This window comes from Roseibium sp. RP-7, from assembly GCF_053005225.1.
Map to the genome: position 1 here is coordinate 3,136,065 of NZ_JBRKQA010000001.1, position 17,352 is coordinate 3,153,416.

Below are 17,352 nucleotides of genomic sequence, written 5' to 3' on the forward strand. Positions count from 1 at the left end.
GATCAGCCTCGTTCCTTGCGCCGCTTGTCCCAGAACTCCAGACGTTTTCTCAGTTCCCGCTCAAACCCTCTCTGGGGTGGGTCGTAATAGGTCTTGCGGCCCAACTGCTCGGGAAAATAATCCTGACCGGAAAAGCCGTCGGGAGCATCGTGGTCGTATTGATAGCCGTCGCCGTACCCTTCCTGCTTCATCAGCTTGGTGGGCGCGTTGAGAATATGCTTGGGCGGCAGTAGAGAGCCGCTGGATTTGGCATCCCGCATCGCCGCCTTGTAGGCCACGTAAGCACCGTTCGATTTCGGCGCCGTTGCAAGATAGATCACCGACTGCGCAAGCGCCAATTCCCCTTCGGGCGACCCTAACATCTGGTAAGCGTCACGGGCCGCGTTGGCTTGCACCAGTGCATTGGGGTCGGCCAGCCCGATGTCCTCAACCGCCATGCGGATAAGACGCCGGGCAAGATAGAGCGGGTCCTCCCCGCCATCCAGCATCCGGCAGAACCAGTAGAGGGCGGCATCGGGATCGGAACCCCGCACGGACTTGTGCAGCGCGGAAATCAGATTGTAATGGCCGTCAGCACTCTTGTCGTAGATCGGCGCCCGTCTCTGGACAATTTCCTGCAAGCGCTCGGCATCGAAGACCTCGTCCTCTCCTGCGGCGCGCCAGACATCTTCTGCCAGGGTCAGAGAAGAGCGGCCGTCGCCATCGGCCATGCGGATCAGCACTCGTCGGGCTTCCTCGTCAAGCGGCAGCTTACGCTCTTCCAACTCCTCTGCCCGCGCCAACAGTTTTTCGATCGCATCCGCGGAAAGGGAATGGAACGTCATGACGTGAGAGCGCGACAGCAAGGCCGCGTTAAGCTCAAAGGACGGGTTTTCCGTGGTCGCACCAACCAGCGTGATCGTGCCGTCCTCCATCACCGGAAGGAAGCTGTCCTGCTGCGCCCGGTTGAACCGATGGATCTCGTCTACGAAGAGCAGCGTTGCCCTGCCGTTCATGCGCCGGGCGCGAGCCGTTTCGAACACCTTCTTCAGGTCCGAAACACCGGAAAAGATCGCCGAGATCTGTTCGAACGCAAGGTCCGTTTCATTGGCCAGCAACCGGGCAATGGTTGTCTTGCCGGTACCCGGTGGCCCCCAGAAGATCAACGAACCAAGCGTCCGCGTCTTCAGCATGCGCGACAGCGTGCCTTCCGGCCCGAGCAGGTGATCCTGCCCAACCACATCCGCAAGTTTGGTCGGTCGCATCCGGTCCGCCAGTGGCCGCGGGCCGGACTGGCTTAGTCCGGAAGCTTCGAACAGATCGCTCACACTGTCTCCTAACCGCGCAGGATGAGCTGTGAAACCTTGCCGTCCCGCTCGATATCGAGCTGCCAAACACGCGGTGGCTTCTTGGTGATACCTTCCAGCATTTCGGTGGTTTCGACGGTTTGCCGGTTGATGCCCCGGATGATGTCGCCCGGGCGAAGCCCCACACGGTCCGCGGTGCTGCCGCGCTTCACTTCGGCAATCACGACACCGTCGAAAATCCCTTCCATTCCAAGTTCCTCGGAAACGGCAGGCGAAAGGTTCATGACCGTCGCGCCTTCGAAGGGCGAATAGTCGACAAGTTCACGCGTATCCCGTGGAATGGTTTCGGGAGCCGGCTGCAGTGACACGGTCACATGCTGTTCCGCACCGTCCCTCAGGACAACAAAATCGGTCTGTTCGCCAATCATCTTTGTTGCAAAACGATAGCCGAAGGAATTGGGATCGGTCACTTCCTTGCCGTCAACCGCAATCACCAGATCGCTGACCCGAAGCCCGGCCTCAAAGGCAGGTGACCCATCAAAGACTGCCGTCACAAGCACACCACGTGGCCGGTCGAGAGACAGTGCTTCAGCGATTTCGGCATTTACCAGCTGCACGGTCGCGCCCAGCCAGGGCCGCTGCACCTTGCCGCCATGATCGGCAGCTTTCGCAACGAAACGCGCCATATGCGCCGGAATGGCAAAGCCGATACCGTTGGAGCCGCCGGAGCGAGAATAGATGGCCGAGTTGATGCCAACCAGCTTGCCGGTCATATCGACAAGCGCACCGCCCGAGTTGCCCGGGTTGATTGCAGCGTCGGTCTGGATGAAGAACTGAAAGTCCGTCACGCCGACCTGCGTGCGAGCCGTGGCCGAGACAATGCCCTGGGTAACCGTCTGGCCGACACCGAACGGGTTACCGATGGCAAGCACGATGTCGCCGACTTCAAGGCTGTCGGAATCCGCAAAGTCGATGCTTTCGAAAGGTCCATCACCCCGGATCTTCAGCACCGCGAGGTCGGTACGTTCGTCCATGAGAACGATATCGGCATCGAATTCACGACGGTCGTTCAGGGCTACACGAACGTCGTCCGCGTCCTTGATCACATGATGGTTGGTGATCACCGTACCATCACTCGAAATGATGACGCCGGATCCAAGGGACGATTCAACCCGCTGCCGTGGCCTGTCGTTCCCGCCGGGCTGGCCGAAGAACCGGCGAAAGAAGGGATCGTCCATGAAGGGCGACACTTGCCGACGCTGGACCACCTTACGGCTGGCATAGACGTTGACCACCGCCGGCGCGACCTTTTTCACGATTGGCGCGAAGGAGAGTTTGATCTGCGCATCGCTTTGCGGAACAAGCCGAAGATCGGCCGGAGACGGCTGCACAGTCTGCGAAAGCGCAGCAGACATACCCATCAGGCCGACCAGGCCCGCTATGACAAGGGAACGCGTAAAGCTGGTCAGAACCAGGCGCATGGCGGGTGCCTCTTTTTCGAATCTTCTCATATCCATCGCGATACATGGCAGATAGGGAGGAAAAGAGGCAAATACAAAAGGGGCCGCCGGATTTCCGGCGCCCCCTTTTTCATCATGTAGGCTTACTTCAGGCCGAACGAACCTGCGCAAGGAAGCTGCGCACTTCGTGATCCAGTTCTTCAGCTTTCGATGCCATGTCCGCTGCTTCTTCGGAGAAGTTCTGTGCAGCCATGTTGGTATCGTTCGACAGAGAAGAAACGTTGCGGATGTCCTCGGTAACCTTGGAGGTTCCACCGGCGGCCCGTTGAGTGTTCTCTGCAATGCCCTGCGTCGCGTAGCTCTGCTCGGTAACGGCTGCAGCAACTTCGCTCACCGACTTTGTAATCTCGTCGATGGTCTTCTGGATGTCGCCGATGGCATCAACCGCATCGTCGGTTGCCCCGCGGATAGCGTCGATCTGCTGCTGGATTTCGCCGGTTGCCTTGCCCGTCTGGGACGCAAGATCCTTGACCTCGGAGGCAACCACCGCAAAGCCCTTGCCAGCTTCACCGGCACGTGCGGCTTCGATGGTGGCGTTAAGGGCCAGAAGGTTGGTCTGGTCGGCGATATCGGAAATCAACGTGACGACTTCGCCGATCCGGTTGGCAGCTTCCGCAAGCGACCGCACTGTATCGTTGGTCGTTTCCGCACGTTTGGTTGCTTCGGCAGCAACGCTGGAAGAGCGTTCGATCAGCGTCGAGATTTCCTGGATCGAGCTGGAAAGCTGATCGGAAGCTGCTGCGATCGATTCCACTTCTGCCAGAGTTTCTTCCGACATGGTGGCCGCATTGGCAGATGTTTCGCCTGCCATGTCGGTCATGCTGCGCATCTTGTTCGCCGATTCGCGCAAGGTTGCAGCGGTATGAGCCACCTTGTCGACGACGGTGCCGACGGTCGCTTCGAAGTCGCCTGCAAGGCTTGCCAGCATTTCCTGGCGCTGCTCTGCCTGACGTCTTGCATCATCCGCTTCCTCGGCTGCACGACGCTCGTTTTCTTCAGCAGCATTCTGACGGATCTGAAGAACGGCCCGGCCGATGTCTCCGATTTCGTCCTTGCGGTTCGCTGCCTTGATCTCTGCACCAAGATCACCGGAGGCAATCGCGTTGAGAGCGCCTACAAGAGTGGTGAGAGGACGGGTGATCGACTGGGAGAAGAACAGGGCAATGACGGCTGCAACGGCAATTGTTGCAAGCGACCAGAGGAACATCTGATCGCGCATGCGAATGACGGCAGACAGAGTTTCTTCAACGCTCTTCTCCGCAACGATGGCCCAGTTCTGCCCCTGGAAGGCAAGCGGACGGGCAACGACAAGATCATCAACGCCATCAGCCCCCTGAACGATACCGGCTGAAGCGGTGCCGGCGGCAGCTTCAATCGCCGGTCCGCTGGAAACGCTGGTGCTGAGTGCGGTTGGCGCACCTGCAAGCGGCATGTCGCTGAGCGCGAGGCCGTCCTGGTTGATCACGTAAACCTGACCGGTTTCCCCAAGGTCTTCACGGTTCGCGACAACTTCACTCAGGAAATCGGAATCGATCCGCATGACCGCAACACCGCTGAGGCTGATCGTGCCGAACGAATTCATGAACACGGGCGATGCCAGGAACAGCGAGCCCTTGCCGCCGGCAGGGGTATAGGGTGCAAAGACACTGGCAGCGATCTCCCCCTCACCCAGCTCCTTGGCAGCATTATAGACCATCTCCAGGCCGGTCCCTTCGGCAACACTGCCTTCACCAAGCTTGGACAGGAATTCGTCACCCTTGGTGACCGAATAAAGAATAAGGCCGGCGTTATCGAGCAGATAAAGATCTGCGAAGCCGCCGTTCTTCCAGACATTGTAGAAGGCCGGGTGCGCCTCGGTATGGCGCCAAGCATACATTGTCTTCTGTTCCTTGCCTGTGACTGCTGCACGTTCTTCAGGGCTCTGCGGCGCCTGGAACAGGCCGAGAATTTCGTCCTTTTCCTTGGCAAGGTTCATGGTCGCGTTGCCAAGGTTGCTCAACGGATCCGAAACGCTGGACGCCAGGTTCACGATCTGGGATTCAGCTGCGTGCAGGCGCGACTGCAGGAGCGCGTTACGCGCTGTGATGACCATGCCAAGTTCGGCTTCTGCCGCTTGTTGCAATCCGTCGCGACCGGTCATGTAGCCGATGACACCCACCGCCGCACATGCGGCGACTGTAATCACGATCATCAGAGCCGGAATAACAAAAGAAAGTCGAAGAGAAGGCGACCTCTTCTTAGAAGCGGAATTCGTTTTGGCTATCACAGTAAATCTCCCCAGCCTCTCCCACTAGTCCAGGAGGCATGGCTAGAAGCTAGGCAGTTTTCCTTAAATCATTGATAATTGCGGTCTCATTATTCGAAACGAATACGTTTGGGCGGACAGTCACGAAGACAACAAAAAAAGGCGGGCAAATCTGCCCGCCTTTCCCGATTGCCATCGAGGCAATTATTACGCTGCGTTTTCAGCTGCTTCTTCAGCTTCAACGCGAGCACGGTCTTCAGCACCGCGTGCTTCCGGATCACGGTCGACCAGCTCGATGACAGCCATCGGAGCGTTGTCGCCATAGCGGAAGCCGGCTTTCAGCACGCGGGAGTAACCGCCGCTGCGGTCCTTGTAACGCTCACCGAGCGTTTCGAACAGCTTGGCAACCATTGCCGCATCGCGAATCTGCGAAATGGCCTGGCGGCGTGCATGCAGGTCACCGCGCTTGCCCAGGGTGATGAGCTTGTCGATGATCGGCTTCATTTCTTTAGCCTTCGGCAGGGTCGTTACGATCTGTTCGTGCTTGATCAGCGACGCTGCCATGTTCGCGAACATAGCCTTACGGTGGCTAGAGGTCCGGTTGAGCTTGCGGCCGGATTTACCGTGGCGCATGGCCCTCTCCTTTTTCTTTCAGGCAGTCAGTTCTTCTGGTTGAACTCTTGCCCGGTTGATCCTCACAGGACGCGTACGCCCTTAGTACTGATGGTCTTCGTAGCGCTTGGCGAGATCATCGATGTTCTCAGGCGGCCAGTTGGCAACTTCCATGCCGAGATGGAGACCCATCTGGGCGAGAACTTCCTTGATTTCGTTCAGCGACTTGCGGCCGAAATTCGGGGTCCGCAGCATTTCCGCTTCGGTCTTCTGAATGAGATCGCCAATATACACGATATTGTCGTTCTTCAGGCAGTTTGCAGACCGTACAGACAGTTCCAGCTCGTCGACCTTCTTCAGAAGCGCAGGGTTGAAAGCCAGTTCCGGGACGCTGTCCTCGGCGACTTCACGCTGCGGCTCTTCGAAGTTGACGAAGATGGAGAGCTGATCCTGCAGAATGCGTGCAGCGAATGCCACGGCGTCTTCCGGCTTGACGGAACCATCGGTTTCGACAGTCAGGGTCAGCTTGTCATAGTCAAGAACCTGGCCTTCACGGGTGTTTTCCACCTTGTAGGAGACCTTCTTGACCGGAGAGTAGAGGCTGTCGACCGGAATCAGGCCAATCGGCGCATCTTCCGGACGGTTCCGATCGGAAGAATGGTAGCCCTTGCCGGTGTTGACGGTGAATTCCATGCGGATTTCAGCGCCTTCATCCAGCGTGCAGAGCACCAGTTCCGGATTGAGAACCTCGACGTCGCCAACAGTCTGAATATCGCCGGCGGTGACAACACCCGGGCCCTGTTTGCGCACGACCATGCGCTTGGGACCCTCGCCTTCCATGCGGATGGCGATTTCCTTGATATTCAGCACGATGTCGGTGACATCTTCCCGGACACCCGGGATCGACGAGAACTCATGCAGAACGCCATCGATCTGAACGGCAGTCACGGCGGCACCCTGCAGAGAAGACAGCAGGATACGGCGCAGCGCGTTGCCAAGGGTCAGACCGTAGCCACGCTCGAGCGGCTCGGCAACAACGGTTGCCAAGAAGCGCGGGTCTTCACCCGGCTTGATCTCGAGTTTGGTCGGCTTGATCAGTTCTTGCCAGTTTTTTTGAATGGTCACGTTTTCGTCCCTTCGGCTATCCCGCCCGGCGGATCAGCGCCAGGCCATTCTTTGCCATTTGGAGAAACAAGTACCTAAAGCTGGGAAGCCTTAGACGCGGCGACGCTTGCGCGGACGGCAGCCGTTGTGCGGAATCGGCGTCACGTCACGGATGGACGTGATCAGGAAACCGGCGGCCTGCAGGGCACGCAGAGCAGATTCACGACCGGAACCCGGACCGCGCACTTCCACTTCCAGGGTGCGCATGCCGTGCTCGGCAGCTTTTTTCGCAGCATCTTCCGCAGCAACCTGGGCAGCATACGGAGTGGACTTACGGGAACCTTTGAAACCGAGTGCACCGGCGGACGACCAGGAGATCGCGTTGCCCTGTGCGTCGGTGATCGTGATCATGGTGTTGTTGAACGTGGAGTTCACATGCGCGACGCCAGAAGAGATGTTCTTGCGTTCGCGGCGACGCACGCGCGTCGTGTCTTTAGCCATTCTCTTATCCTTGTTTTGATCTCGTCACTGCCGTAATGCCGGCAGCTCCACCACCAATCGAGGCAGGGTAATTATTTCTTCTTACCAGCGATCGGTTTAGCCGGCCCCTTGCGGGTACGTGCGTTCGTGTGCGTCCGCTGACCGCGAACCGGCAGGCCGCGACGGTGACGCAGGCCGCGGTAGCAGCCAAGGTCCATCAGACGCTTGATGTTCATCGCGGTCTCACGACGCAAGTCACCTTCAACGAGGTAATCGCGGTCGATGGTTTCGCGGATGGACAGAACTTCTGCGTCGGAAAGCTCGTTCACACGGCGGGCAGCATCGATGTTGTTCTTCTCGATGATTTCCTGCGCGAACTTCGCGCCAATGCCGTGAATGTACTGAAGCGCGATGACAACGCGCTTGTTCGTCGGGATGTTAACGCCAGCAATACGTGCCACGTTCGTCTCCATGATTACGCAGCGAGACCATGGTCTTGCCGCAGGTTGTAATGCCCGCGTCCGGTGGAGTCCGGCCCTTGCGGGTACGAAAATGCCGGGGTAACCCCGGCACAGAGAATGCCGGCCCCACTTACATGGAACCGGCTTAACTGTAAGGTAGAGCGGGTCGTTTAACGGCTCTAAACCTTTTCGTCAAGTCCTTGAAGAACGGAATCTATTGAAGTCGTTACTTCATCAATGGACTGCATGCCGTCAATCACGGAAAGAAGACCTGTCTTCTCGTAATACGGCACAACAACTGCGGTATCGCGGTTGTAGGCTTCAAGGCGTTGCTTGAAGACTTCCGGATCATCGTCCTTGCGCACCGGCTGACCCGCAGCCTGTGCATCAGCAGCGCGCTTGATGATCCGATCGACCAGCTTCGACTGGTCAACACGCAGTTCGATAACGGCGTTCAGCTTGAGGCTGTTTGCTTCCAGCATCTCGTCAAGCGCTTCGGCCTGGGCGAGCGTGCGGGGAAAACCATCAAGAATGAATCCGTTCCTGGCATCTTCTTCGGCGATCCGGTCGCGGATAATACCGACAACGATCTCATCCGATACGAGACCACCTGCGTCCATGACTTCCTTGGCTTTAACGCCTACCGGGGTCTGGGCGGCCACTGCGGCCCGCAGCATGTCTCCGGTGGAGAGCTGCGGGATCGCGTATTTCGCAACGAGGTGCGCGGCCTGTGTCCCCTTCCCCGCTCCTGGCGGTCCAACCAGAATAAGCCTCATCGACGCCTCCCACTTAATTTCGCTTTTTTCACCAGACCCTCATATTGGTGCGCAAGCAAATGCCCCTGGATCTGTGACACGGTATCCATCGTCACGCTTACGACAATCAACAAAGAGGTGCCACCGAAATAGAACGGAACGCCTGTCGCCGAAATAAGGAATTCGGGTAATAGACAAACGACGGTGATGTAAATTGCACCGACCACCGTAATGCGCGTCAGAACGTAGTCGATATACTGCGCTGTACGCTCGCCGGGACGGATCCCGGGAATGAAACCGCCGTGTTTCTTCAGGTTGTCCGCAGTGTCGCTCGGATTGAAAACGATCGCGGTATAGAAGAAACAGAAGAACACGATCATCGCTGCGTAGAACACCATGAACAACGGCTGGCCGTGACCAAGCGCCGCAGTGATATACGTCAGCCACTCATTGCCCGAACCCTGACTGAAGCCGCCGATGGTGGCAGGAACCAGCAAGAGGGAAGAAGCGAAGATCGGCGGAATCACACCGGCAGTGTTGAGCTTGAGCGGCAGGAACGAGGTGTTGCCCTCGAACATGCGGTTGCCCATCTGGCGCTTAGGATACTGAATCAGCAGTCTGCGCTGAGCCCGTTCCATGAACACGATCAGTGCGATCACCACGACAGCCAGTATCAGAATGCCGAGAATCAGGATCGTCGACATCGAACCCTGGCGGCCGAGTTCAAGCACGTTGACCAGCGCGACCGGCAGCCCGGCGACAATGCCGGCAAAGATGATCAGCGAAATACCGTTACCGATACCGCGCGATGTGATCTGCTCACCGAGCCACATCAGGAACATGGTACCGCCGACAAGCGTCAGAACAGTTGACGCGCGGAAGAACCAGCCCGGATCAGCGACCACATTGGTCGCACCTTCTAGACCAACTGCGATACCGTAAGCCTGGAAAGCCGCCAGGATAACAGTGCCGTAGCGCGTGTACTGGTTGATGACCTTGCGGCCCTGCTCGCCTTCCTTCTTCATCTGCTCAAGCGTCGGTACGACGGTCGTCATGAGCTGCATGATAATGGAGGCGGAAATATACGGCATAATGCCGAGAGCGAAGATCGCCATGCGCTCGACAGCACCGCCGGCAAACATGTTGAACATGCCGATGATGCCGGACTGGGCCTGATTGAAGGCCTGCGCAAAGGCGTCCGGATTGATGCCGGGCAAGGGAATGTAAGTGCCCAGTCGATAAACCAAAAGCGCCCCCAGTGTGAACCAGATGCGCTTTTTGAGTTCTTCAGCCTTGGCGAAAGCTGAGAAATTGAGATTTGACGCCAGTTGCTCGGCGGCCGATGCCATGCCCTACTCCGGAATGCTTGCCCAAGAAATGGGTGAAGCCCAGGCTGTTAAGCCTGAGCTCCCAGAACGGCAACCTTGCCGCCTACTTTTTCGATCGCTGCAACAGCGCCCTTGGAGGCACCGGCAACTTCAAAGGTCACTGCAGCGGTGAGTTCACCGTTGGCAACGATGCGCACACCGTCACGGACCCGCTTGACAACGCCTGCTGCCTTCAGCGCTTCGACGGTAACCGTCTCGGACGCATTCAGCTTGCCTGCATCAATCGCCTTCTGAACACGGCCAACGGACACAGTGTTGTAGTCCTTGGCAAAAATGTTCGTGAAGCCGCGCTTCGGCAGACGGCGGTGAAGCGGCATCTGACCGCCTTCAAAGCCTTTGATGGCAACGCCGGAACGGGACTTCTGACCTTTGACACCACGGCCACCAGTCTTGCCCTTGCCGGACCCGATGCCGCGAGCCACACGCATGCGGTCTTTTACGGCACCTTCGTTGTCACGAAGTTCATTGAGCTTCATGTTCGTTTCTCCTCACCCCGTTCTTACGCGTTGTCTTCGACGACGCGAACGAGATGCTGGACCTTATTGATCATGCCGCGCACTTCAGGAGTATCCTTCAGTGTGGAACGGCGGTGCATCTTGTTCAGGCCGAGACCGACGAGCGTCGCGCGCTGGTCCTTAGGACGGCGCAGCGGGCTGCCGATCTGTTCGACCGTGACAGTCTTTTCGGTGTTCGCCATGGAACATACCCTCTCTCAGCTGGGGACCGGAGCCGCTAAGGTCAAGCCTCAGCGGCAGCCGAAGCCGCCTCATCGTTGTTGTCACGACGGCGGGACTGCAGCACAGAGACCTTCAGGCCACGGCGGGCAGCGACGGAACGCGGGCTGTCTTCCTTGGTCAGCGCAGCAAAAGTTGCACGCACCATGTTGTAGGGGTTGGAAGTCCCCAGAGACTTGGCCACAACGTCCTGGACGCCGAGCGTTTCGAAAACGGCACGCATCGGACCGCCTGCGATGATACCGGTACCGGCCGGAGCTGCACGAAGCAGAACCTTGCCAGCGCCGTGACGGCCTTCCACATCGTGGTGGAGGGTCCTGCCTTCGCGAAGCGGTACACGGATCATCGTGCGCTTTGCTGCTTCAGTTGCCTTACGGATGGCTTCCGGCACTTCACGCGCCTTGCCATGACCGAAGCCGACGCGGCCCTTCTGGTCACCAACCACAACGAGTGCTGCGAAGCCGAAACGACGGCCACCCTTGACCACTTTCGCAACGCGGTTGATGTGAACGAGCTTGTCGACGAATTCGCTGTCTCGCTCGTCGCGATCGCGATTTTCTTGTCTCGCCATATTATACGTCTTCCGTTCTTAAGAGCGCCAACGGGCGCTGGTCAGAATTCAAGTCCACCTTCACGGGCTGCATCAGCAAGCGCTTTTACGCGCCCATGATACTGGTACCCGCCACGGTCGAACACGACCTGCTTTACGCCAGCGGCAGCAGCACGCTCGGCGACAAGCTTGCCAACGGCTGCGGCTGCAGCGACGTCGGCGCCCGTTTTCAGGCTGCTCTTGAGATCTGTTTCGATCGTTGAAGCAGAGACAATCGTATGTCCCTTCGCATCGTCGATGATCTGGGCGTAGATCTGCTTCGACGAGCGGAAGACAGAAAGGCGCGGACGACCGTTCGCGGCTTTCTGAATCGAACGGCGCACGCGATCGCGGCGGCGCTCGAAAGCTTGTTTGCTGTTCGCCATGATCTGGGTCCGTTACTTCTTCTTGCCTTCTTTGCGGACGATGAACTCGCCTGCATAACGAACGCCTTTGCCCTTGTAGGGCTCCGGCGGGCGGAATTCACGAATTTCAGCAGCAACCTGACCGACGCGCTGTTTGTCGGTACCGGTGATGTTGATTTCCGTGGGTTTCGGGCACACGATATCGATACCATCCGGGATCGGATAGACAACGTCATGAGAGAAACCGAGCGCCAGCTGAAGGTTCTTGCCCTGGACCTGAGCGCGATAACCGACACCGGTGATGGCGAGGTCTTTCTTGAAGCCCTCGGTTACGCCAGTGATCAGGTTCGCGACCATGGTGCGGCTCATGCCCCACATGGAGCGAGCCGGCTTGGAGCTGTTGCACGGATCGATTTTGATCCCATCATCCGTCATTTCGGCCAGAACAAGATCATTGAGCACGAAAGACTTTTCGCCTTTCGGGCCCTTGATCGTAACAGTCTGACCGTCGATCGATGCCGTTACCCCGCTTGGCACGGGGACTGGCTTTTTGCCAATACGAGACATATGACCAACCTTGTCGTTGTTTTAAAAGTGAGGATGCCGCATCAGAAGACGCGGCAAAGAACCTCACCACCTACGTTTTCGTCCCGCGCCTGATGGTCGCTCATGACACCACGCGGAGTCGAAATGATCGACACGCCCAGGCCATTAGAGACATGCGGGATGTTTTTCACCGACGAGTACACGCGGCGGCCCGGCTTGGACACACGTTCAATCGTGCGGATAACCGGTTCACCGTCGAAATACTTCAGTTCGATTTCCAACTCGGACTTACCGCCCTCGTATTCAACCGTGGTGTAGCCACGGATGTACCCCTCTTTTGCGAGCACATCAAGTACATGTGCGCGCAATTTGGAATTTGGTGAACTGACCTTGTTCTTGCGACGCATCTGCGCGTTGCGAATGCGGGTCAGCATATCCCCCAACGGATCAGAAATTGCCATCGGAGTTTCTCCTTACCAGCTCGACTTGACCAGGCCCGGGATCTTACCCAGGGAGCCCAGTTCACGAAGCGCAATACGCGACATCTTCAGCTTGCGGTAAAAACCGCGCGGACGGCCGGACACTTCGCAACGGTTGCGAACGCGGTTCGGCGCGGAATTCCGCGGCAATTTTGCCAGCTTCAGGCGTGCGTTGTACCGCTCTTCCAGGGACAGGCTTTCATCTTTAGCCAGTGCCTTCAGGGCAGCGCGCTTCTCAGCGTATTTCTTTACAAGCTTCTCGCGGCGCTTGTTCTTCTCGATTGCGCTTTTCTTCGCCATCGTCGATCCCTTCCCTTGCCCGTTACTTCGTGAACGGGAAGTTGAACGCGCGCAGAAGCTCGCGTGCTTCATCGTCATTCGGCGCCGTGGTGCAGATGATCACGTCCATGCCCCAGATCTGGTCGACCTTGTCGTACTCGATTTCCGGGAACACGATGTGTTCTTTGATGCCCATGGCGTAGTTGCCGCGACCGTCGAAGCTCTTCGGGTTCAGACCACGGAAGTCACGTACGCGCGGCAGCGCGATGGTGATCAGACGGTCCAGAAATTCGAACATCTGCTGGCGGCGCAGGGTAACCTTTGCACCAAGCGGCATGCCTTCGCGAACCTTGAAGGTTGCGATCGACTTTTTCGCTTTGGTGATCACCGGCTTCTGACCGGCAATCAGTGCCAGGTCGTCAGCTGCGATACGCGCCTTCTTGGAATCGCTGACCGCTTCGCCGACACCGACGTTGAGGACAATCTTTTCCAGCTGCGGAACCTGCATGACGTTCTTGTACTGGAACTTCTCCAGAAGCTGCTTGCGCACAACTTCGTCATAATGCGTCTTGAGACGCGGCACGTTAGTGGTCTCAGCCATCGATCAGGTCTCCCGAACGCTTGGCCACACGGACCTTGGTGCCATCGTCCTGCACTTTGAAGCCGACGCGGGTCGCCTTGCCGTCCTTCGGATCGGCCAGTGCAACGTTGGAAAGGTGAATCGGGGCTTCCTTGGCCACGATGCCTGCTTCCTGCGTCTGGGTCTGCTTCTGGTGGCGGCGAACCATGTTGATGCCGCGGACCAGGGCCTTGTTGTCAGCCGGCAGCATCTGGATGACTTCGCCGGACTTACCCTTGTCACGGCCGGTCAGCACAACCACCGTGTCGCCTTTTTTAATTTTCGCAGCCATCAGAGCACCTCCGGCGCGAGCGAAATGATTTTCATATGGTTCTTTGCACGGAGTTCACGCGGTACCGGTCCGAAGATACGGGTGCCGATCGGCTCCTTGTTGTTGTTGACCAGCACGGCCGCATTGCGGTCGAACCGGATCACGCTGCCATCGGGACGGCGGATATCCTTTGCCGTGCGCACGACGACAGCCTTCATCACGTCGCCCTTCTTAACGCGGCCCCGCGGAATTGCCTCTTTCACGGAGACGACGATGATGTCGCCTACCTGGGCATATTTACGCTTGGAGCCGCCGAGCACTTTGATGCACATGACACGACGAGCGCCGGAATTATCCGCGACGTCGAGGTTTGTTTGCATCTGAATCATGACTGGCTGCCTTGTTCTTCTGATGGCGCTCGGGTCACGGGCGCCTGATGCTCACTGAATGGAGCGCGGTCACTGAGCGACCACGGTCCAACGTTTGTTTTTAGAGATCGGCGCGCATTCTTCGATCTGAACAATGTCGCCAACCTTGTACTGGTTGGTTTCGTCGTGTGCGCGGTACTTCTTGGTCCGGCGCACAGTCTTCTTCAGCAGCGGGTGCGTGAAGCGACGCTCCACATTCACCGTCACCGTCTTGTCATTGGCGTCGCTGACAACGGTGCCCTGCAGGATACGCTTCGGCATGGCCGTCTCCTTACGCGTTCGCCGACACGCGCTTTTCGCGCATGATCGTCTGGATACGCGCGATATCACGGCGGATCTGCCGGACACGCGCAGTGTTTTCAAGCTGACCCGTAGCCCGCTGGAAGCGCAGGTTGAACTGCTCTTTCTTCAGGCCTTCAAGCTCACTGCGGAGCTCGTCGAGGGTCTTAGCCCGTACATCGGTAGCCTTCATGGCTCTAACTCCTCGCCTGCCCTACTCGCCGATACGCTGAACGAAGCGGCACTTGATCGGCAGTTTGGCTGCAGCAAGACGCATGGCTTCACGCGCAATGTCTTCCGGCACACCGTCGATTTCGAACATGATCCGGCCTGGCTTGACACGGCAAGCCCAGTAATCCGGAGAACCCTTACCTTTACCCATGCGGACTTCAGCAGGTTTCGAGGAAACCGGGACGTCCGGGAAGATGCGGATCCAAACACGACCCGCACGCTTCATGTGGCGGGTCATAGCACGGCGGGCCGCTTCGATCTGACGTGCCGTAACACGCTCCGGCTCAATCGCCTTCAGACCGAATGCGCCGAAGTTGAGGTCAGTGCCTCCCTTCGACAAGCCGTGGATGCGGCCCTTGTGCTGCTTGCGGAACTTTGTGCGCTTCGGTTGCAGCATCGTTCTTCTCTCGTCTTTCTTAAGTTACGAGCGGCAGGCAGCTTGAATTAAGCTGCGCGCTCGCGGCCCCGATCCCGGCGTCCGCCGCGATCACCCTGGTTGCCTTCGGAAGCAGCGGTCGCACGGCGCTCAGACGCCATCGGATCGTGTTCCAGAATTTCACCCTTGAAGATCCAGACCTTCACACCGCACACGCCGTAAGCCGTGTGAGCGCTTGCAACACCGTAGTCGATGTCTGCACGCAGCGTGTGAAGCGGGACGCGGCCTTCGCGGTACCATTCGATACGCGCAATTTCCGCACCGCCGAGACGGCCACCGCAGTTGATACGGATGCCCTGTGCACCGAGACGCATGGCGGACTGAACGGCCCGCTTCATGGCGCGACGGAAAGCAACGCGGCGTTCCAGCTGCTGGGCAATCGACTGGGCGACCAGGGTCGCGTCGATTTCCGGCTTGCGCACTTCAACGATGTTGAGATGCACTTCGGAATTGGTGATGTCGGCGATCTTCTTGCGAAGACGCTCGATATCGGCACCCTTTTTACCGATGACCACACCCGGACGACCGGAGTGAATGGACACACGGCACTTCTTGTGCGGGCGTTCGATAACAACCTTGGACACGGCAGCCTGCTTGAGTTCCTTCAGCAGGAGCTCACGGATGCGGAAATCTTCGTGCAGAAGATCGCCGTATTCGTTCTTGTTCGCGTACCAGCGGCTGTCCCAGGTGCGGTTGATCCCGAGGCGCATGCCGATCGGGTTTGTCTTATGTCCCATCAGGCAGTCTCCTCAACTTCGCGCACGACGATGGTCAGGTTCGAGAACGGCTTCTCGATCCGGCCAACACGACCGCGTGCACGGGCCTGGAACCGCTTGATCACAAATGCCTTGCCGACATGTGCTTCAGCAACCACCAGGTTGTCGATGTCCAGGTCATGGTTGTTTTCCGCGTTGGCAATGGCAGACATCAAGGTCTTCTTGACGTCCTGCGCAATGCGCTTGCGGGAGAATGTCAGGTCCGCGATCGCGGAACCGACTTTTTTGCCACGGATCGAAGCCGCAACGAGGTTCAGCTTGCGCGGGGAAACGCGCAGCATGCGGGTCATTGCCCGGGCCTCATTGTCAGCGAGCGTCCGCTCACGCTTCGGCTTGCCCATCGTTACTTCCTCTTCGCCTTCTTGTCGGCGCCGTGTCCATAATAGGTCCGGCTCGGCGAGAACTCACCGAACTTGTGACCGATCATTTCCTCAGACACCAGCACCGGAACGTGCTTTTGACCGTTGTAGACGCCGAAGGTCAAACCGACGAACTGCGGCAGGATGGTAGAGCGGCGGCTCCAGGTCTTGATGACCTCGTTCCGGCCGGACTCACGGACCTTGTCCGCTTTCTTCAGCAGATACCCGTCGACAAACGGACCTTTCCAGATCGAACGTGCCACGATCCTTGCCCTTTACTTCTTCGCGTGACGGCTGCGGACGATAAACTTATCAGTCTGCTTATTGCGCCGCGTACGCTTACCTTTGGTCGGTTTACCCCAAGGAGTAACCGGATGACGACCGCCGGAGGTCCTGCCTTCACCACCACCGTGCGGGTGGTCGATCGGGTTCATGGCAACACCGCGAGTATGCGGACGAATGCCAAGCCAGCGGGAACGGCCTGCTTTACCCAGGTTAACGTTGGCGTGGTCCGGGTTGGACACGGCGCCAATGGAAGCCATGCAGGTTCCGAGCACACGGCGCTGCTCGCCAGACATCAGGCGCAGCGTGGTGTAGCCCTGGTCGCGGCCGACGATCTGAACGAACGCACCTGCCGAACGAGCGATCTGGGCGCCTTTGCCCGGCTTCAGCTCGACATTGTGCACGATCGTACCAACCGGAATGCGAGCCAGCGGCGCGGCATTGCCCGGTTTCACGTCGACGGATTCACCGGCGATGACGGTATCGCCAGCAGCCAGGCGCTGCGGCGCCAGGATGTAGCTCAGTTCACCGTCTTCGTAACGGATGAGTGCAATGAATGCGGTCCGGTTCGGATCGTATTCAAGGCGCTCGACCGTAGCCGGAACGTCCCATTTACGGCGCTTGAAGTCGACAAGACGGTAAGACCGCTTGTGACCGCCACCGCGGTTCGGAGACGTCAGGCGGCCGGCGTTGTTGCGGCCACCGGACTTGGACAGGCCTTCGGTCAGGGTCTTGACCGGCTTGCCTTTCCACAGACCAGAGCGATCAACTTGAACCAGCTGACGGCGGCCTGGGGACGTCGGGTTGAATGTCTTAAGTGCCATTTTT

The 17,352-nt window shown here is 58.3% G+C and carries 26 protein-coding genes; all 26 read right to left on the minus strand.

Annotated elements, in window-relative coordinates; all coding sequences use genetic code 11:
* Positions 1-2: 2 nt before the first annotated feature.
* Entirely contained in the window at positions 3-1,307 is a 1,305-nt protein-coding gene (locus tag ACVDG9_RS14120) for a replication-associated recombination protein A (RefSeq protein ID WP_447238246.1), read from the minus strand.
* Between the two features lie 8 nt (positions 1,308-1,315).
* Positions 1,316-2,767 carry a DegQ family serine endoprotease gene (locus ACVDG9_RS14125; protein WP_031268321.1) on the minus strand — a complete coding sequence of 484 codons (1,452 nt, stop codon included), beginning with the start codon at positions 2,765-2,767 and terminating at the stop codon, positions 1,316-1,318.
* A gap of 127 nt (positions 2,768-2,894) precedes the next feature.
* Positions 2,895-4,997, minus strand: a complete 2,103-nt coding sequence (locus tag ACVDG9_RS14130) for a methyl-accepting chemotaxis protein (protein WP_022998252.1) — start codon at positions 4,995-4,997, stop codon at positions 2,895-2,897.
* Between the two features lie 261 nt (positions 4,998-5,258).
* On the minus strand, positions 5,259-5,684 hold the full coding sequence (gene rplQ, locus ACVDG9_RS14135; RefSeq protein WP_055654713.1) for a 50S ribosomal protein L17: 426 nt from the start codon (positions 5,682-5,684) through the stop codon (positions 5,259-5,261).
* Positions 5,685-5,765: 81 nt separating this feature from the next.
* Positions 5,766-6,788 carry a DNA-directed RNA polymerase subunit alpha gene (locus ACVDG9_RS14140; protein ID WP_006936426.1) on the minus strand — a complete coding sequence of 341 codons (1,023 nt, stop codon included), beginning with the start codon at positions 6,786-6,788 and terminating at the stop codon, positions 5,766-5,768.
* A gap of 90 nt (positions 6,789-6,878) precedes the next feature.
* Positions 6,879-7,268: a 30S ribosomal protein S11 gene (gene rpsK, locus ACVDG9_RS14145; RefSeq protein ID WP_006936427.1), complete on the minus strand. Its 390-nt coding sequence runs from the start codon at positions 7,266-7,268 to the stop codon at positions 6,879-6,881.
* Between the two features lie 71 nt (positions 7,269-7,339).
* Positions 7,340-7,708 (minus strand): 30S ribosomal protein S13, encoded by a 369-nt coding sequence (rpsM, locus tag ACVDG9_RS14150; RefSeq protein WP_031268319.1) that lies wholly within the window; start codon positions 7,706-7,708, stop codon positions 7,340-7,342.
* A gap of 179 nt (positions 7,709-7,887) precedes the next feature.
* Positions 7,888-8,484 carry an adenylate kinase gene (locus ACVDG9_RS14155; protein ID WP_447238247.1) on the minus strand — a complete coding sequence of 199 codons (597 nt, stop codon included), beginning with the start codon at positions 8,482-8,484 and terminating at the stop codon, positions 7,888-7,890.
* On the minus strand, positions 8,481-9,812 hold the full coding sequence (gene secY, locus ACVDG9_RS14160) for a preprotein translocase subunit SecY (RefSeq protein WP_022998250.1): 1,332 nt from the start codon (positions 9,810-9,812) through the stop codon (positions 8,481-8,483). The genes ACVDG9_RS14155 and secY overlap by 4 nt, the downstream gene beginning before the upstream one ends.
* 47 nt (positions 9,813-9,859) lie before the next feature.
* Complete coding sequence (gene rplO / locus ACVDG9_RS14165; RefSeq protein WP_229004084.1) at positions 9,860-10,327, minus strand: 50S ribosomal protein L15; 468 nt, start codon at positions 10,325-10,327, stop codon at positions 9,860-9,862.
* Between the two features lie 23 nt (positions 10,328-10,350).
* Positions 10,351-10,548 (minus strand): 50S ribosomal protein L30, encoded by a 198-nt coding sequence (rpmD, locus tag ACVDG9_RS14170; RefSeq protein WP_006936433.1) that lies wholly within the window; start codon positions 10,546-10,548, stop codon positions 10,351-10,353.
* A gap of 41 nt (positions 10,549-10,589) precedes the next feature.
* Positions 10,590-11,156 (minus strand): 30S ribosomal protein S5, encoded by a 567-nt coding sequence (gene rpsE / locus ACVDG9_RS14175; protein ID WP_006936434.1) that lies wholly within the window; start codon positions 11,154-11,156, stop codon positions 10,590-10,592.
* 41 nt (positions 11,157-11,197) lie between these two features.
* Positions 11,198-11,560: a 50S ribosomal protein L18 gene (gene rplR, locus ACVDG9_RS14180; RefSeq protein WP_022998248.1), complete on the minus strand. Its 363-nt coding sequence runs from the start codon at positions 11,558-11,560 to the stop codon at positions 11,198-11,200.
* A gap of 12 nt (positions 11,561-11,572) precedes the next feature.
* Positions 11,573-12,106, minus strand: coding sequence for a 50S ribosomal protein L6 (gene rplF / locus ACVDG9_RS14185; protein ID WP_022998247.1), 534 nt, complete (start codon positions 12,104-12,106; stop codon positions 11,573-11,575).
* A gap of 41 nt (positions 12,107-12,147) precedes the next feature.
* Positions 12,148-12,546, minus strand: a complete 399-nt coding sequence (gene rpsH, locus ACVDG9_RS14190) for a 30S ribosomal protein S8 (protein ID WP_006936438.1) — start codon at positions 12,544-12,546, stop codon at positions 12,148-12,150.
* Between the two features lie 12 nt (positions 12,547-12,558).
* Positions 12,559-12,864, minus strand: coding sequence for a 30S ribosomal protein S14 (rpsN, locus tag ACVDG9_RS14195; RefSeq protein WP_006936439.1), 306 nt, complete (start codon positions 12,862-12,864; stop codon positions 12,559-12,561).
* A 22-nt stretch (positions 12,865-12,886) separates the two neighbouring features.
* Entirely contained in the window at positions 12,887-13,444 is a 558-nt protein-coding gene (gene rplE, locus ACVDG9_RS14200) for a 50S ribosomal protein L5 (RefSeq protein ID WP_022998246.1), read from the minus strand.
* Complete coding sequence (gene rplX / locus ACVDG9_RS14205; RefSeq protein WP_006936441.1) at positions 13,437-13,754, minus strand: 50S ribosomal protein L24; 318 nt, start codon at positions 13,752-13,754, stop codon at positions 13,437-13,439. The genes rplE and rplX overlap by 8 nt, the downstream gene beginning before the upstream one ends.
* Positions 13,754-14,122, minus strand: coding sequence for a 50S ribosomal protein L14 (rplN, locus tag ACVDG9_RS14210; protein ID WP_006936443.1), 369 nt, complete (start codon positions 14,120-14,122; stop codon positions 13,754-13,756). The genes rplX and rplN overlap by 1 nt, the downstream gene beginning before the upstream one ends.
* Positions 14,123-14,191: 69 nt before the next feature.
* Positions 14,192-14,422: a 30S ribosomal protein S17 gene (gene rpsQ, locus ACVDG9_RS14215; RefSeq protein ID WP_022998245.1), complete on the minus strand. Its 231-nt coding sequence runs from the start codon at positions 14,420-14,422 to the stop codon at positions 14,192-14,194.
* A 10-nt stretch (positions 14,423-14,432) separates the two neighbouring features.
* Positions 14,433-14,633: a 50S ribosomal protein L29 gene (rpmC, locus tag ACVDG9_RS14220; RefSeq protein ID WP_006936445.1), complete on the minus strand. Its 201-nt coding sequence runs from the start codon at positions 14,631-14,633 to the stop codon at positions 14,433-14,435.
* 21 nt (positions 14,634-14,654) lie between these two features.
* A complete protein-coding gene (rplP, locus tag ACVDG9_RS14225; protein WP_022998244.1) occupies positions 14,655-15,068 on the minus strand; it encodes a 50S ribosomal protein L16 in 414 nt (137 codons plus the stop codon).
* 47 nt (positions 15,069-15,115) lie between these two features.
* Entirely contained in the window at positions 15,116-15,844 is a 729-nt protein-coding gene (rpsC, locus tag ACVDG9_RS14230) for a 30S ribosomal protein S3 (protein ID WP_006936448.1), read from the minus strand.
* Positions 15,844-16,224 carry a 50S ribosomal protein L22 gene (gene rplV, locus ACVDG9_RS14235; RefSeq protein WP_006936449.1) on the minus strand — a complete coding sequence of 127 codons (381 nt, stop codon included), beginning with the start codon at positions 16,222-16,224 and terminating at the stop codon, positions 15,844-15,846. Before rplV ends, rpsC begins: the two co-directional genes overlap by 1 nt.
* Before the next feature lie 2 nt (positions 16,225-16,226).
* On the minus strand, positions 16,227-16,505 hold the full coding sequence (gene rpsS, locus ACVDG9_RS14240; protein ID WP_022998243.1) for a 30S ribosomal protein S19: 279 nt from the start codon (positions 16,503-16,505) through the stop codon (positions 16,227-16,229).
* A 12-nt stretch (positions 16,506-16,517) separates the two neighbouring features.
* Complete coding sequence (gene rplB / locus ACVDG9_RS14245; RefSeq protein WP_055654715.1) at positions 16,518-17,348, minus strand: 50S ribosomal protein L2; 831 nt, start codon at positions 17,346-17,348, stop codon at positions 16,518-16,520.
* Between the last annotated feature and the right edge of the window lie 4 nt (positions 17,349-17,352).